The 14945-nt window shown below is 36.5% G+C and carries 14 protein-coding genes; 1 reads left to right on the forward strand and 13 read right to left on the reverse strand.

Going from position 1 to position 14945, the window contains the following annotated elements:
* Positions 1-35: 35 nt before the first annotated feature.
* Complete coding sequence (locus F7888_RS05005; RefSeq protein ID WP_191777791.1) at positions 36-1718, reverse strand: DAK2 domain-containing protein; 1683 nt, start codon at positions 1716-1718, stop codon at positions 36-38.
* A 17-nt stretch (positions 1719-1735) separates the two neighbouring features.
* A complete protein-coding gene (locus F7888_RS05010; protein WP_191777792.1) occupies positions 1736-2098 on the reverse strand; it encodes an Asp23/Gls24 family envelope stress response protein in 363 nt (120 codons plus the stop codon).
* A 325-nt stretch (positions 2099-2423) separates the two neighbouring features.
* Between F7888_RS05010 and rpmB the strand changes: the two genes are divergently transcribed.
* Positions 2424-2612: a 50S ribosomal protein L28 gene (gene rpmB / locus F7888_RS05015; protein ID WP_078547210.1), complete on the forward strand. Its 189-nt coding sequence runs from the start codon at positions 2424-2426 to the stop codon at positions 2610-2612.
* A gap of 111 nt (positions 2613-2723) precedes the next feature.
* On the opposite strand, the gene spoVM is transcribed toward rpmB, so the two are convergent.
* The 11 genes from spoVM to coaBC all read right to left on the reverse strand — a co-directional run bounded on the left by spoVM (position 2724) and on the right by coaBC (position 14924).
* Positions 2724-2804: a stage V sporulation protein SpoVM gene (gene spoVM / locus F7888_RS05020; protein ID WP_057996873.1), complete on the reverse strand. Its 81-nt coding sequence runs from the start codon at positions 2802-2804 to the stop codon at positions 2724-2726.
* Positions 2805-3087: 283 nt separating this feature from the next.
* The gene (gene rpe, locus F7888_RS05025; protein WP_191777794.1) at positions 3088-3735 is read right to left on the reverse strand and encodes a ribulose-phosphate 3-epimerase; all 648 of its coding nucleotides are present in this window, start codon (positions 3733-3735) and stop codon (positions 3088-3090) included.
* A 5-nt stretch (positions 3736-3740) separates the two neighbouring features.
* Positions 3741-4625 carry a ribosome small subunit-dependent GTPase A gene (rsgA, locus tag F7888_RS05030; protein ID WP_191777796.1) on the reverse strand — a complete coding sequence of 295 codons (885 nt, stop codon included), beginning with the start codon at positions 4623-4625 and terminating at the stop codon, positions 3741-3743.
* A gap of 14 nt (positions 4626-4639) precedes the next feature.
* Complete coding sequence (gene pknB, locus F7888_RS05035) at positions 4640-6601, reverse strand: Stk1 family PASTA domain-containing Ser/Thr kinase (RefSeq protein ID WP_191777798.1); 1962 nt, start codon at positions 6599-6601, stop codon at positions 4640-4642.
* A gap of 5 nt (positions 6602-6606) precedes the next feature.
* Positions 6607-7356: a Stp1/IreP family PP2C-type Ser/Thr phosphatase gene (locus F7888_RS05040; protein WP_191777800.1), complete on the reverse strand. Its 750-nt coding sequence runs from the start codon at positions 7354-7356 to the stop codon at positions 6607-6609.
* A gap of 4 nt (positions 7357-7360) precedes the next feature.
* The gene (gene rlmN, locus F7888_RS05045; RefSeq protein WP_191777802.1) at positions 7361-8452 is read right to left on the reverse strand and encodes a dual-specificity RNA methyltransferase RlmN; all 1092 of its coding nucleotides are present in this window, start codon (positions 8450-8452) and stop codon (positions 7361-7363) included.
* A 5-nt stretch (positions 8453-8457) separates the two neighbouring features.
* Positions 8458-9801 carry a 16S rRNA (cytosine(967)-C(5))-methyltransferase RsmB gene (gene rsmB, locus F7888_RS05050; protein WP_191777804.1) on the reverse strand — a complete coding sequence of 448 codons (1344 nt, stop codon included), beginning with the start codon at positions 9799-9801 and terminating at the stop codon, positions 8458-8460.
* Between the two features lie 2 nt (positions 9802-9803).
* Positions 9804-10748 (reverse strand): methionyl-tRNA formyltransferase, encoded by a 945-nt coding sequence (fmt, locus tag F7888_RS05055; RefSeq protein WP_191777806.1) that lies wholly within the window; start codon positions 10746-10748, stop codon positions 9804-9806.
* 7 nt (positions 10749-10755) lie between these two features.
* Positions 10756-11259 (reverse strand): peptide deformylase, encoded by a 504-nt coding sequence (gene def, locus F7888_RS05060; protein WP_412095979.1) that lies wholly within the window; start codon positions 11257-11259, stop codon positions 10756-10758.
* A gap of 48 nt (positions 11260-11307) precedes the next feature.
* On the reverse strand, positions 11308-13722 hold the full coding sequence (priA, locus tag F7888_RS05065; protein ID WP_191777810.1) for a primosomal protein N': 2415 nt from the start codon (positions 13720-13722) through the stop codon (positions 11308-11310).
* Positions 13719-14924: a bifunctional phosphopantothenoylcysteine decarboxylase/phosphopantothenate--cysteine ligase CoaBC gene (gene coaBC, locus F7888_RS05070; RefSeq protein WP_191777812.1), complete on the reverse strand. Its 1206-nt coding sequence runs from the start codon at positions 14922-14924 to the stop codon at positions 13719-13721. Before coaBC ends, priA begins: the two co-directional genes overlap by 4 nt.
* Positions 14925-14945 lie beyond the last annotated feature (21 nt).

Here is a 14945-nt window from a genome sequence, read left to right on the forward strand (position 1 = left end):
AGAAGGGAACATACCATCCCTTCTATTCATTAGTCTTATTCAATTGAGAAAATAAAGTTGTATAATGGTTGATTTCCATTATGAATTTCTATTTCAATATCCTCGTATTTGTCTTCAATGTACTCAACTAAAAGTTCAACTTCTTCTTCAGTAGTTTCTTGACCAACAAGGACTGTTAATATTTCATCATCTTCTTCAAGCATAATATCTAATAAGTTCTTTGCTACTTCAACTTTTTCTTTGTCTGTTGTAACAATCTTTCCTTCTGAGATACCCATGAAATCATCTTTAGTAATTTCAATTCCATCAATATTTGTATTACGAACAGCATAAGTAATTTGTCCAGTCTTTACATGTGATAAAGCAGCATCCATCATCGCTTTATTCTGCTCAATATCACTTGCTGGATTAAAGGCTAACATCGCTGCCATTCCTTGAGGTACAGTCTTTGATGGAATAACTACAACATTCCCATCTGCCACAGATGCAGCTTGCTCAGCAGCCATAATAATGTTCTTATTATTTGGTAAGATGAAGACTTTTTCAGCATGTATTTCTTCAATTGCTTTCAAGATATCCTCTGTGCTTGGATTCATTGTTTGGCCACCTTCAATGACCGCATGCGCACCTAAGCTTTTAAACATATCCGAAATACCAGAACCCATTGCTACTGTTACAATCCCATAAGGTTGTTTCTCCTTATTTACAGATGCTTTAGGAGTTTCTTCAGTGTATTCGTTTTCTTCAAATAGGAGGTTGCTATGCTGCTCTCTCATGTTTTCAATTTTCATGTTAATGAGACTACCATAGCGCTGTCCGTATGAAAGAACATTTCCTGGATGCTCTGCATGAATATGAACTTTTACAAGCTCCTCATCGGCAATGACTAATAAAGAATCCCCATGCTGACTCAAATCTTGACGGAATGTATCTTCATTAAAAGGAGATTTTAGTTTTGCTGGATCAAGCTTCACCATAAATTCAGTACAGTAACCAAATTCGATATCTTCTGTATTGATATGACTTTGAACATTGCGATGGTGCTCAGCACTTACTAGATCTTTAAGTGAAGGCATCTTAGATTGATTATCAGGAAGTTCTTCTCCCTTTAATTCAGCTAAGAATCCCTCATAAACAAATAGTAAACCTTGACCACCACTATCAACGACTCCAACCTCTTTTAATACAGGTAATAAATCTGGAGTACGGTTAAGAGAGCTTTGAGCCTCTTTCACAACTTCAGTCATTAATTTCACAATGTCTTTTTCATTTTCAGAAACAGCAACAGCGTGTTTTCCAGCATCTTTTGCAACTGTCAGGATTGTACCCTCAACAGGCTTCATAACAGCTTTATATGCTGTTTTAACTCCTGCATCTAAAGCCAATGCAAAATCACGGGCATCAATCGTCTCTTTTGATTCAATCGCTTTAGAGAATCCTCTAAATAACTGAGATAAGATAACACCAGAATTTCCTCTTGCTCCCATTAGCAAACCTTTTGCAAGAGCAGATCCAACTTTCCCAACATGAGTTGAAACGTTGTTTTTCACTTCTTTAGCACCAGATGTCATTGATAAATTCATGTTCGTACCAGTATCACCATCTGGAACTGGGAAAACGTTTAAAGAATCAACCAATTTAGCATTGTTTGATAAATAAGCAGAACCTTTAATAATCATTTCTGCAAAACGCTTCCCATCTAAACTTGTAATAGACACAGACTTTTTCCTCCTCTTTACGGGTTCGTCACACGAACACCTTGCACGAAAATATTAACCGAATCTACAGCTAGTCCTACAGTTTGGTTTAATGTATATTTCACCTTTGTTTGAACATTGTGGGCAACCTCTGAAATTTTCGTACCGTAGCTAACTATAATATACATGTCAATATGTACTTCATCATTTTCCTGACGTACTATGATACCACGTTTGAAATTTTCTTTCCTCAAAATTTCAGTAATTCCATCTTTAATTTGATTCTTTGAAGCCATTCCAATAATACCGTAATTCTCAATTGCAGCTCCTCCGGCAATTGTTGCAATTACTTCTGTTGATATATCAATTTGTCCGTACTTCGTCTTTAATTCGATGGACATATAAGTTCCCCCCTTGGTATTGTTCACCTTTGGCTATAGACATTTTACTATAACCGAGCTGTTTTTGAAAGTAATTCCCTTAATTCAAGATTTATTTCACCAATTCTGAACAATGATTAAGTGAAAATATAGATGTTCATTTAGCTTATAAATGGATTATCTACTTCTTATTATACAGCATATGATAAAATATATGATATACATTGAAGGACAACTGTATAAGTATTGCATTATCAATTTAGGTGTGATAAATTAGATAAGTGATTTTCATACGTTATCTATGAAAACTGTATGGTTAGTTTTTGCAAGTAAGGAGGGAAATAATATGGCACGCAAATGTGTAATTACAGGAAAGAAAACTCGTTCAGGAAATGCTCGTTCACATGCTATGAATGCTAACAAACGTACTTGGGGTGCAAACCTTCAAAAAGTTCGTATCTTAGTTGATGGGAAACCTAAACGCGTATACGTATCAGCAAGAGCTCTTAAGTCTGGTAAAGTTGAGCGAGTTTAATACTATATAAACAAAAAAGAAGTCGCTTGATGCGACTTTTCTTTATGTTGAAATTTAATTTTACCTTACATACTTAAAAAGTAAAGCACCTTGAGAAAAGGGTGCTTTTTCTTATCCTTTTTTGAAAGATCCTAACATCGCACGAACGATACCACCTAAGAACCTCGGTAATTTAATCGTATAAAATTTCATAATTTCCCTCCTCAATGCAATTTCCACGATCTTTTTTCTAAAGTTTTACAGTTTTAATCTTTATAAGTATATTCAATAAAGAAAAAAGAGTACCATGACAGTTCATGCTGTTTTAATTAATTTATTGATAACTGCTTAACACCATTAATATGCTATCATGGATTGAAAAAGTACCTCTATATATAAGTTCATTACTAATACATAGTGAAGCTAATACTATATTATGACGATAATATTTAAAATATTAAAAAAGAGCCATCTAAGATGACTCTTTTAGCTGTTCTTATTTTCCTCTAATTTTCGAAATAGCGAGCTCTCTATCCACTTCATTATAAATGGCTGAACCTGCAACTAAAACGGTGGCACCTGCTTCAATACAAAGCTTCGCCGTTTGTTCATTCACTCCACCATCGACTTCGATTTCAACATTTAATCCTTTTTCTTTAATTATTTGAGCTAATTCCTCTATTTTTGGTAGTACGCCATGAATAAATGATTGTCCACCAAAACCAGGATTAACTGTCATAAATAACACCATATCTACTTCATCAATGATATGCTTAATGGTTTCAATTGGCGTAGCTGGGTTTAGAACCACACCAGCCTTTACTCCAAATGAATGAATTAAATGAATCGTTCGATGAAGATGTCGACAAGCCTCTACATGAACCGTAATATAATCAGCACCTGCTTTTGCAAACTCTGGAATATAGCGATCAGGCTCTTCAATCATTAAATGAACGTCTAATGGAAGCTTCGTAACAGGTCTAATCGCTTCAACAATTAATGGACCAATTGTAATATTAGGGACAAAATGACCATCCATTACATCAACATGAATGAGGTCTGCTCCACTTCGTTCAACATCCTTTATTTCTTCTCCCAATTTCGAAAAATCTGCAGAAAGTATTGACGGTGCAATTTTCACCATATAAACTAATACCTCGGCTTTCTGTCTTTTATTTCTTCGATAAACTGAACATAATGATCATATCGATATTGCTTAATTTCACCTGTTTCCACTTCCTGCTTCACCACACATTTTGGCTCAGACGTATGGGTGCAGCCACGAAATTTGCAGTCTTTACTATACTCCTCAATTTCTGGGAAACAATAATTTAAATCTTCGACCTCTAACTCTGTGAATTCTAATGAACTAAATCCTGGAGTGTCAGCCACTAATCCTGTCCCAACCTCTATTAATTCAACATGACGTGTTGTATGCTTACCTCTTCCTAGGTGAGAAGAAATATTATCAGTCTTTAATCCAAGTTCAGGGCGCAACACATTTAAAAGTGAAGATTTTCCTACACCTGATTGACCAGCAAATACTGAGATTTTATCTTCAAGTAATGGAAGTAAAACCTGTACCCCTTTACGATCTATTGTTGAAGTAAGAATCACTTTATAACCTATCTTCTCATAGTCTTTTGCATATGCATCAATTTCTGCCTTTTTAGCATCCGGCACTAAATCTATTTTGCTAATACAAATAACTGGCTCGATATGGTTAGATTCTATTAATACGAGAAATCGATCTAATAATACGGTACTAAAGTCAGGTTCAACTGCTGAGAACACAAGAATTGCTTGATCAACATTTGCAATAGGTGGCCTAATTAGCTCATTTTTCCGTTCCTTTACTTCAAGGATATACCCATCAGTTGGGTTCTCAGCTTGATAGACAACTTGGTCACCGACAAGGGGATTGACTTTATTTTTCCGAAAAACTCCTCTTCCACGACATTGGATAATTTCATGGTCATGATTTAATACATAATAAAAGCCACTTAATGCCTTAATAATTTTGCCATCTGGCATACTTTCACTCCTTGTTATTCACTATCGTCATATGGAATGACCTTATTTTCTATAAGTTTCCCATCGACAAGTAATAAATATTTAGCATTCTGACCATAAGGAACAAGAAAAGTTATTGTTATTGTTTCTGACTTTGATATCGTGAATGAATCATACACATCAGAAAGAGAATGCTCCGCATCTTCAATATTTAATACGACATGTTGTTCTTCATCTTCTTCTGTTGGGTTATAAGGAATTGTGATTTCAACTTTTTGTTCTTTTGGTTTTCTTTCTTCTGGTCCAAGTGAAAAGACTACTTCAATTGTATCTTTTCTCTTTAATTCAGTGCCTGGTTTTGGTGATTGTGAAATCACTAATCCTTTTGGTACTTCATCTGAATATTGTTCATCACGGTTAATGTTAAGTTCATTTTCTAATGTATAGTCATCAACTAATTCCTGTGTCCATCTTTCAAGATTTCTCAATACAATCTTTGGTGGTCCGTCACTCACTTCAAACGTAATATCTGTTTCACTTGGTATAACCATTTCACCTTCATCAATTGATTGCGAGATGATTGTGCCTGGTTCACTATCATGATTAATTCTCTCAATTGTAATTGATTCAAATCCTAAACGATTTAACAAGTCCTCTACTTCAGAAATATCCATACCTTCATAGTTATCAAATTCAAGCTTCTCTTTCCCAGTACTTTCATAGATTGTGATACTTGAACCTTCTCTAACCGTTGTATTCGCCTTAGGGTCTGTTTTAATGACATGACCTTCAGGAATTTCATCATGAACTTGTTGAATAGGATCTTCTACTTCTAATCCTAATGTAACCAATTCCTTCAATGCCTCATCATATTCCCAATTATTCAAATCAGGTATTGTTACTTCCTTAGGTAAAAATAATGATGGAATAATCGTTATTGCTGCAACTCCAGCCGCACCGATTAATAGAAAAACAGTTAAGAGAATAACAAATAGCTTCGTTTTCTTTTTTGGTCTTTTTTCTTCTTTTTGTTTTTGTTTATCAGAATCTGGTGTTTCAGGAGTTTTGCCACGAATAATGGTCTCTGATTCTTTTGGCTCCTCTTTGATGATTGGTATGGCCTTTGTTACCTCATCATTATCCAAAGGAGTAACAAATCGTTCTTCATTAAGACGATTAGGACTAAGAGCTGTTCTTATATCTTCTTCCATCTCTTCAACAGTACTATAGCGATGAAAAGGATCTTTCGCAGTAGCTTTTAAAATGATGTTTTCTACACTTTGAGGAATAGACGGATTCCATCTCTTAGGTGAAGGTGTCTCAGTTTGTAGATGTTTTAATGCGATTGACACAGCTGATTCTCCCTCAAAAGGGACTCTTCCAGTCAATAGCTCAAATAACACAATACCTAAAGAATAAATATCTGATTTATTCGTAGCCATGCCACCACGTGCTTGCTCAGGTGATAAATAATGTACGGAACCAAGCACAGAATTTGTTTGTGTAATGGTTGTTGAGCTTAATGCAACTGCAATTCCAAAATCCGTTACCTTCACTGTCCCATCATTATCCACTAGAATATTCTGAGGTTTGATATCTCGATGAACAATATGATTATGATGGGCATGTGCAATTGCTGACGTTAATTGTTCAATAATATCTAATGCCTCTTTCGAATCAAGAGGGGCATATTTTTGTATGTACTGTTTAAGAGTCTTCCCTGGCACATATTCCATGACAATATAATAAATATTATCCTCTTCTCCAACATCGTAAATACTAACGACATTAGGATGTGCCAAACTTGTAGCTGAATGTGCTTCTCGTCTAAAGCGTTTAATCAATTCTTCATCATTTGAAAAATCAAGACGAAGGATTTTTATGGCAACATCTCTCTCAAGTATGACATCTCTTGCCAAATATACGTTTGCCATCCCACCGCCACCAATGACCTCAAGTATCTTATAGCGGCCACTTAGTCGTCTTCCAATGAGCATCCCCATCACCCACTTTCACTCATCGACGAATACTGAACAATGACAAGGGTGATATTATCTTCCCCACCATTTTCATTTGCCATTTGAACAAGCACTTCTGCTTTCTTTTGTAATTCTTCATTTGTATGTAGTACTTCGTTTAATTCGGATTCTTGTACTTTATTTGTTAGTCCATCAGAGCATAGAAGAAGAAAATCCCCTTCTTCAAGGATAATTGTCTTAATGTCCATTTCTACTGAAGGTTCTGTACCTAAAGCTCGTAAAATCCAGTTCTTTCTCGGATGATGCTCTGCATCTTCCTTTGAAATCTGACCAGATTTAACAAGTTCATTAACAAGTGTGTGATCACTAGTCATGAGGTTAAATCCATTTGAATTTGATAAGTAACAACGACTGTCCCCAATATGTGCAATCGTCGCAAATGTTGGTGAACAGATAACAGCATCAACTGTTGTTCCCATGCCTTGACATTCACTATTGTCTTGTGAATGCTTGTACAATTTTTGATTAATCTGTTCAATATGTTCACGCAACCAATTTTCAGCAAGCTCTGGGGAATCGATTGATTTCGATTGCTCCCAAAGCTCCTTTAATAGTGATGTTGCCATTGAACTAGCAACATCACCAGCGCGATGACCACCCATACCATCAGCTACAACAGCCAATGTTAATCCATCTGTATTTGTAAAAACTCCACAGCTATCTTCATTTAACTGTCTCACTCTTCCCCTATCAGATAAACATACCGATTTCATTGCTTCACCTCGTCTCCTCTTTTCGCTCCTTTGCACGTAGTTGTCCACAAGCAGCATCTATATCATGACCGTGCTCTCGGCGAATTGTGACATTAACATTGTGTTTTTTTAATGTTCTTTCGAAATCAAAAATTTGATCTTTTGGTGTTCTCACATAATCTCTTTCTGGTACATAGTTTACTGGAATTAAATTCACATGGCAATTGATCCCTTTAATTAACTGAGCTAATTCTTCTGCATGCTCTACTTGATCATTAACTCCACCGAATAAGCCATACTCAAAGCTCACTCGTCTTCCAGTCTTATCAACATAGTATCTGATCGCTTCCATTAAATCTGGTAATTTGTATGCTCGATTAATCGGCATCAATTTCCCACGAATTTCATTATTCGGAGCGTGTAGTGATAGGGCAAAATTAATTTGAAGATTTTCATCAGCAAATTTATAAATCTTTGGAATAATACCACTTGTTGAAACGGTAATATGTCTAGCTCCAATATTTAATCCCTTATCATGATTAATGATTTTCAAGAATGATAACATCTCATCATAGTTATCAAATGGTTCACCAATTCCCATAATAACAACATGGCTTACTCGTTCACCTAATTCATCAAGAGCTTGTTGAACCTTCACTACCTGAGCAACAATTTCTCCTGCTTCAAGGTTTCGTTTTAAGCCACCTAAAGTTGATGCACAAAAAGTACAACCGATGCGACATCCAACTTGAGTCGTTACACATACAGAATTACCATAATTATGGCGCATTAAAACTGTTTCAATGGAATATCCATCATGAAGTTCAAATAAGAATTTCATCGTACCATCTTTAGATGTTTGCTGAATTAATGTCTTTAACGTTGTAAAATTAAACTGCTCAGATAGCTTCTCTCTTAATTCTTTTGAAAGATTACTCATCTCTTCGAATGAGCTAACTCTCTTTCCATATAGCCATTCAAATATTTGTGTTGCTCGGAATGGCTTTTCACCATTCTCACTTAGCCAATTTTTCATCTCTTCTAATTGAAGTGTGTAAATAGATGGCCTTTTTTGTTCGATGTCTGTTTTTTTTCCTGTTGTTTTTACTTCTTTCATTTACTTTACACCTGCTTTCTAAAACTAGCAATAAAAAATCCATCCGTACCAAAGTAATGAGGTAAGAGTTGAACTTTTCCTTCTGAAACATAGGAGCCAACCTGATTAGGTAGCTTATCTGCTAGTTCATTATCCATGATATATTCTGTATGGTTATTTAAAAATTCATTTATCACTTGCTCGTTTTCTTCTTCATCAATCGTACATGTACTGTAGACAAGTGTCCCACCTTTTTTTAGAAGGGGAGCAACTGCTGATAAAATGGATTGTTGAACTTTTTTTAGCTGATGAATGTCATTTTCAGTTTTTGAGTATTTAATATCTGGCTTTCTACGAATGACACCAAAGCCAGAACAAGGGGCATCAACTAAAATCTTATCAAAAGATTCTTTCTCAAAATGCTCAGAAACGGTACGACTATCAAGTGCTTTTGTTGTTACATTATTTAAACCGAGTCGCTTCACTTGTTCGTCAATTAACTTTACTTTATGATCATGAAGGTCAAGAGACGTAACAGATCCTGTGTTGTGAAGAAGCTCTGCAATATGCGTCGTTTTTCCTCCTGGTGCTGCACAGCTATCTAATACACGATCTTCTTTGTCAACACCAAGCGCTGTTGCAACAAGCATTGAGCTTTCATCTTGAATCGTGATGAATCCCTCTTTAAATAGTGAGGAGTGAGCAATATTCCCTTTGTTTATTTTGATGCTGTTTGGAGATAACTCTCCGTAGGATGCTTCAATTCCTTCAGCTGCAAGCCTCTCTATAGCACCATCCACCGTTATCTTCGTTATATTTACTCTTGCACTTTGTACAGGTGGTAACAGATTGACTTCACACATCTTTTTTGCCTCTTCATAGCCAAAGAAGCTGACCCATCTTTTCACTAACCAAAGAGGGTGACTTGACTCAATTGATAATTTTTCAACCGGATCCTTAATTTCATCTGTACTTGGAAGTCCATTACGCTGTATCGTTCGCAATACCCCATTTACCATCGAAGCAATTCCTTTGTGCCCACGTTTTTTGGCGATTTCAACTGCTTCAAATAATACGGCACGCTCCGGAATTCGATCCAAGTATACCATCTGGTACAAAGAAAGACGTAATAGAACAATCACCCAGATTTCTACTTTCTTCTTATTATTAATAAAAGGAGAAAGATAATAATCGAGTGTATCTCTTCGTTGAATCGTTCCATAAACGATTTCAGTTAGAAGTCCTACATCCTTATTTGACAGTTCATTTTTTTGAATCATTTTATTCAACAGTAAATTACTATACGCCTGATTCTTCTCAATTGAGAGTAAAATGTCTAAAACTACTTCTCTAACTTTTTTCTTTGCCATATTTATAATCCTAACTTTTCTCCGACTTTGATGGTCGCACCTCTCAAGAATTGCTCAGCACTCATTCGTTTTTTACCTGCTGGTTGTAATTCTGTGATTCTTATATACGTATGATCTCCCGTTGAAACAACAAAGCCACGATCTTCAATCTCAGTAATCACTCCAGCTTCCATAGTTGATGGGTTATGTTGAGGAACTTTTTCGCCCCACCAGATTTTCACAACCTCATCATTCAGCATGGTATAGGCTACTGGCCAAGGATGTAATCCACGAATGTGGTTGTATATATCGTTCCCTTTAGCAGACCAATCTATTTTTTCTTGCTCTCTTTTTATATTAGAGGCAAAAGTAGCCTTTGAATCATCCTGTTTTATAGGAATAATCTTATCATCAAGTAAAAGTGGAATCGTTTCTGATAACAATTTAGAACCAGCAGCACTTAGCTTATCATGAAGTGAACCCACATGATCCTCTTCATGAATTGGTACTTCAACTTGTGTAAGAATATCACCTGCATCAAGCTTCTTCACCATATACATAATGGTTACACCCGTTTTTTCTTTTCCCTGTAAGATCGAATAATGAATAGGTGCTCCACCTCGTAGTTCAGGAAGAAGAGATGCATGAACATTAATACAACCGTATTTAGGTGCGTCTAAGATTTCCTGAGGTAAAATTTGTCCAAATGCGGCTGTAACAATCAAATCCGGCTTCAAATCTAGTACCTTTTTAACTTCAGCTTCTTCTTTGATTTTTTCAGGTTGAAGAACTGGAATGTTGTGATTTAATGCTTCCACTTTGACCGGTGGGGGTGTTAACACTCTTTTTCTACCAACAGGTCGATCAGGTTGTGTCACAACCCCTACGATATTATATCCGTCTTCAATTAATTGTCTCAAAACAGGTACTGAGAAATCAGGAGTACCCATAAATACAATTCTCTCCATAACTATCCTACCCTTCTAGTTCGCCTTCTTCATAGTATCTTAAAACCTTTGACGTAAATAAAACCCCATGTAAATGGTCGATTTCGTGTTGAATGGCTCTTGCAAGAAAACCACTTGCTTCAAGTGTATACGTCTTCCCTCTTCGATTTTGCGCTCGAACCTTAATCGAATTTGGCCTAGACACCTCTCCATAAAGACCTGGAAAGCTCAAGCATCCCTCAGGTCCAGTTTGTTCTCCACTTGCTTCAAGGATGAGTGGATTTATTAAGTCAATACGGCCAGTTTTATCACCTATATCAACAATGGCAATTTGTTTTGTGATTCCAACCTGTGGTGCGGCTAGACCAACACCATCAGCCTCAAGCATTGTATCATACATATTATTTAATAGCTTAATTAAAGCTCTATCGAAATTTGCAACCCGCTCGCATGGTGTTTCTAGCACTTCTGACGGATGTTCAATAATTGTTAGTAAAGACAATGATGTTCCTCCAAATGAATTTATTCTCATATAGTAATAGTACAATTATTACCATAGAGTAAGGAATATATAGGCTTGTTACATTAAAATGTAAGGATTAAGATCAAAAGAAAGGTTCAGCCCATTAGCTGATATCTCTTTCTGATATCTTATTAAGATTTGCTTTAACAAATTAGTAAGGTCTGGTTCTTGCTTGTATTTTATCATGCATTGATATCTATATCTATCATTGATCCTAGGGATTGGTGAGGCAACAGGTCCTAAGATGATCGTCTGCTCACTGAGCGAATGTCTTAAATGAGTGGTGATTTTCTCAGCAACCTCTACCACTTTTAAGACCTCAGGATGAGAAATCGTTAATAATGCCAAATAATAAAATGGTGGGTATGCATGTTGCCTACGTATCATCATTTCATTCTTGTAGAAGGAACGATAATCGTGATGACTTGCTAATTGGATACTATAGTGTTCTGGCGTATAGGTCTGAACGACTACTTCCCCAGGTAATTCATGTCTCCCAGCTCGTCCACTTACTTGAGTTAATAATTGAAAAGTTTTTTCTGATGAACGAAAATCTGCAAGATGAAGGATTGTATCCGCAGCAAGAACACCAACTAATGTGACATATGGAAAGTCTAACCCTTTGGCAATCATCTGCGTTCCAAGTAAAATATCGGCTTTCCCTTCTCCAAAATCATTTAGTAGTCGTTCATGCGCACCCTTTCTACTTGTTGTGTCTACATCCATTCGTATGACTCGTGCCTCAGGCAAAATTTTCGTTAGTTCTTCCTCAACCTTTTGTGTACCCGTACCAAAGAAGCGAATATGTTCACTATCACATTCTGGGCAGGTTTTTAGCATCGGAATTTCATGAGCACAGTAATGACATTTAAGTGATTGACTTGAACGATGATAGGTTAAGGATATTTCGCAATGAGGACAATTCATGACAAAACCACAATCTCGGCACATAACAAAAGAAGAATATCCACGTCGATTTAATAGAAGAACAGATTGCTCCTTTCTTTCTAACCGATCGTTTAACTTCTCAAATAGGGATGTTGAAAACATCGACCTGTTACCACTTTTTAATTCTTCACGCATATCAACAATTTCAACTGAAGGCAGCGGTCGATTGCCTACTCTCTCTTCCAATGTTAGCAATTTATAAACATTCTTTGAGGTTCTTGCAAACGACTCTAACGTAGGGGTAGCACTCCCTAGTACTACTGGACATTGATGGTACTCACCACGATAAATCGCCACATCTCTGGCGTGATAACGCGGATTTTCCTCTTGTTTGTAGCTTGTCTCATGTTCTTCATCAATAATGATAATGCCTAGGTTTTCAAATGGAGCAAATATCGCAGATCTAGCTCCAACAACAAGACTTACTTCTTTCCTATGAATCTTTCGCCACTCATCATACTTTTCTCCAGTACCTAAACCACTATGTAATACCGCTACCTTAGAACCAAATCTTCCTTTAAAGCGATTAACCATTTGAGGTGTTAGAGATATTTCTGGCACGAGAACAATTGCTTCTTTCCCCTTATTCAATACCTCTTCAATTGCTTGCATATAAACCTCGGTTTTTCCACTTCCTGTTACCCCAAATAGTAGAAACACATCATGAGCTACATCCTTAATTGATTGAAGAATTGGAGTAATAACCTTTGTTTGTTCATTAGTAAGAGGAAGAGGTTTTGTTGGTTTAAATTCTCGATGATCAAAGGGATCACGATAAGATTCTACATTAACTTGTTTTATAACACCCTTTTTGACCAGAGTTTTTATAGAGGCTTCAGTGCAATCAATTTGATTTATAAGCTGCTTTATTTCAATTGATGATGGGTTTTCGATAAAATAATCGATAATTTCCTTTTGTTTTATCGCTTGAGAAGGTAGATTCTCGAGAAATTCAGTCAGTTCTAGCTTTGTTAAGACAGGCTCTACATGTCTAACTGTTTTTTTGTTGGCGCGATCCTTTACCTTATAAATAACTTCAAGGAAGCCTGATTGAATCCCCTTTTGAAAAGCTGAGAGTTGATTCCTTTTTTCAACATCTTCCCATGCAACAACATCATTCGTTTCAAACCACTTTGCAACTGCTGGCTCTAATTCACCAACCGCTTCTCTTTTAAGTAATTTAATTTCCTTTTGGTACTTTGCCCTCATTGCAGCTGGAAGCATGACTTGAAGTGCAGAAATTTTATAGCTTAAGGTCTTTTCCGTTAACCAATTTCCAAGCTGTAGTAGCTCACTTGTTAAGACAGGGCTCAAATCCAACACAGTATGAATTTCCTTTAGCTTGTCTATTTCTGTGGAGCTGCTGACTTCCATCACAAACCCTTGAACCTTTCTTGGCCCAAAAGGAACAATAACGCGCATACCTGGGACAATTACTTGATTCCATTCTGGTGGAATCAAGTAATCAAACAAGCGATCCGTCTGCATAGCTGGAACATCGACTACAACACTTGCAACCTTCATAGCTGCTCGCCCATTACTAGTTTAGCAGCTTCGTCAATAATGACTTTTGCCACTTCTTTTTTTGATAATAATGGTAACTTCATAGAGGTTCCATTCTTTTTGTAGATGGTTACAATATTGGTTTCGCCTGCAAAACCAGCCCCAGCTTCAGTGATATTATTAGCAATGATCATATCTAAATTTTTGGTTAATAATTTTTTCCGAGCATATTCTTCTACGTTTTCAGTTTCAGCAGCAAATCCAATCAATACTTGATTTTTCTTTTGTTCACCTAGTGTCTTTAGAATATCTATTGTTCTTTCCATGTCAATCTGAAGATCACCTTGTTGCTTTTTGACTTTATTTGAATGAATCATTTTCGGACGATAATCAGCAACAGCAGCTGTTTTTATTACCACATCACTCTCTTCATAATGGGCGATCACTTGGTTATACATTTCTTCCGCTGTTTCTATGTGAATGATATGTACATTGTTTGGGGTTGGTAGGTTCGTTGGGCCAGATATTAAGATGACCTCTGCCCCCTCACTTGCAGCTTCTTCTGCTATTGCATAACCCATTTTCCCTGTAGAATGATTAGTAACAAAACGTACCGGATCAATTTTTTCTCTTGTTGGGCCTGCAGTCACAAGCACTTTTTTTCCTTTCATACTTCCTGACTTATTGAAAAATGAAGTAATGATCTCAATGATTTTTTCAGGTTCTTCAAGTCGCCCTTTACCAACATACCCACATGCAAGATGACCTTCAGATGGTTCGATGAAACGATATCCGTAGTCAGCAAGAATTGAGATATTCTTTTGAACAGCTGGGTGCTCATACATATGCACATTCATAGCAGGAGCAATCCAAACAGGAGCTGTGGTAGCAAGTAAGGTTGATGTTAACATATTATCCGCTATGCCATTTGCTAGCTTAGCAATTGTATTAGCAGTAGCTGGTGCAACAATCACCAAATCTGCCCAATCTGCAAGATCAATATGTGCAATCACTCGTGAATCCTTCTCATCAAACGTATCATCAAAAACATCATTTCTTGATAATGCCTGAAATGTTAATGGTGTTACAAATTCCTTTGCAGAATCAGTCATAATTATTTTCACTTGTGCACCAGCTTGGCTTAACTTGCTCGTTAACGCTGCTGCCTTATATACCGCAATGCCTCCGCTCACACAAAGTAATATCTTTTTATGAAATAACATAAGCTTCCCCCATTTCTTCAG

The sequence above is a fragment of the Litchfieldia stipae genome, assembly GCF_014837155.1.
Taxonomy (GTDB): Bacteria; Bacillota; Bacilli; order Bacillales; family Bacillaceae_L; genus Litchfieldia.

Coding starts and splice junctions, on each gene's coding strand:
- F7888_RS05010 (WP_191777792.1), bottom strand. CDS start 2,098: ATGTCCATCGAATTAAAGACGAAGTACGGACAAATTGATATATCAACA.
- rpmB (WP_078547210.1), top strand. CDS start 2,424: ATGGCACGCAAATGTGTAATTACAGGAAAGAAAACTCGTTCAGGAAAT.
- spoVM (WP_057996873.1), bottom strand. CDS start 2,804: ATGAAATTTTATACGATTAAATTACCGAGGTTCTTAGGTGGTATCGTT.
- rpe (WP_191777794.1), bottom strand. CDS start 3,735: ATGGTGAAAATTGCACCGTCAATACTTTCTGCAGATTTTTCGAAATTG.
- rsgA (WP_191777796.1), bottom strand. CDS start 4,625: ATGCCAGATGGCAAAATTATTAAGGCATTAAGTGGCTTTTATTATGTA.
- pknB (WP_191777798.1), bottom strand. CDS start 6,601: ATGCTCATTGGAAGACGACTAAGTGGCCGCTATAAGATACTTGAGGTC.
- F7888_RS05040 (WP_191777800.1), bottom strand. CDS start 7,356: ATGAAATCGGTATGTTTATCTGATAGGGGAAGAGTGAGACAGTTAAAT.
- rlmN (WP_191777802.1), bottom strand. CDS start 8,452: ATGAAAGAAGTAAAAACAACAGGAAAAAAAACAGACATCGAACAAAAA.
- rsmB (WP_191777804.1), bottom strand. CDS start 9,801: ATGGCAAAGAAAAAAGTTAGAGAAGTAGTTTTAGACATTTTACTCTCA.
- fmt (WP_191777806.1), bottom strand. CDS start 10,748: ATGGAGAGAATTGTATTTATGGGTACTCCTGATTTCTCAGTACCTGTT.
- def (WP_412095979.1), bottom strand. CDS start 11,259: ATGAGAATAAATTCATTTGGAGGAACATCATTGTCTTTACTAACAATT.
- priA (WP_191777810.1), bottom strand. CDS start 13,722: ATGAAGGTTGCAAGTGTTGTAGTCGATGTTCCAGCTATGCAGACGGAT.
- coaBC (WP_191777812.1), bottom strand. CDS start 14,924: ATGTTATTTCATAAAAAGATATTACTTTGTGTGAGCGGAGGCATTGCG.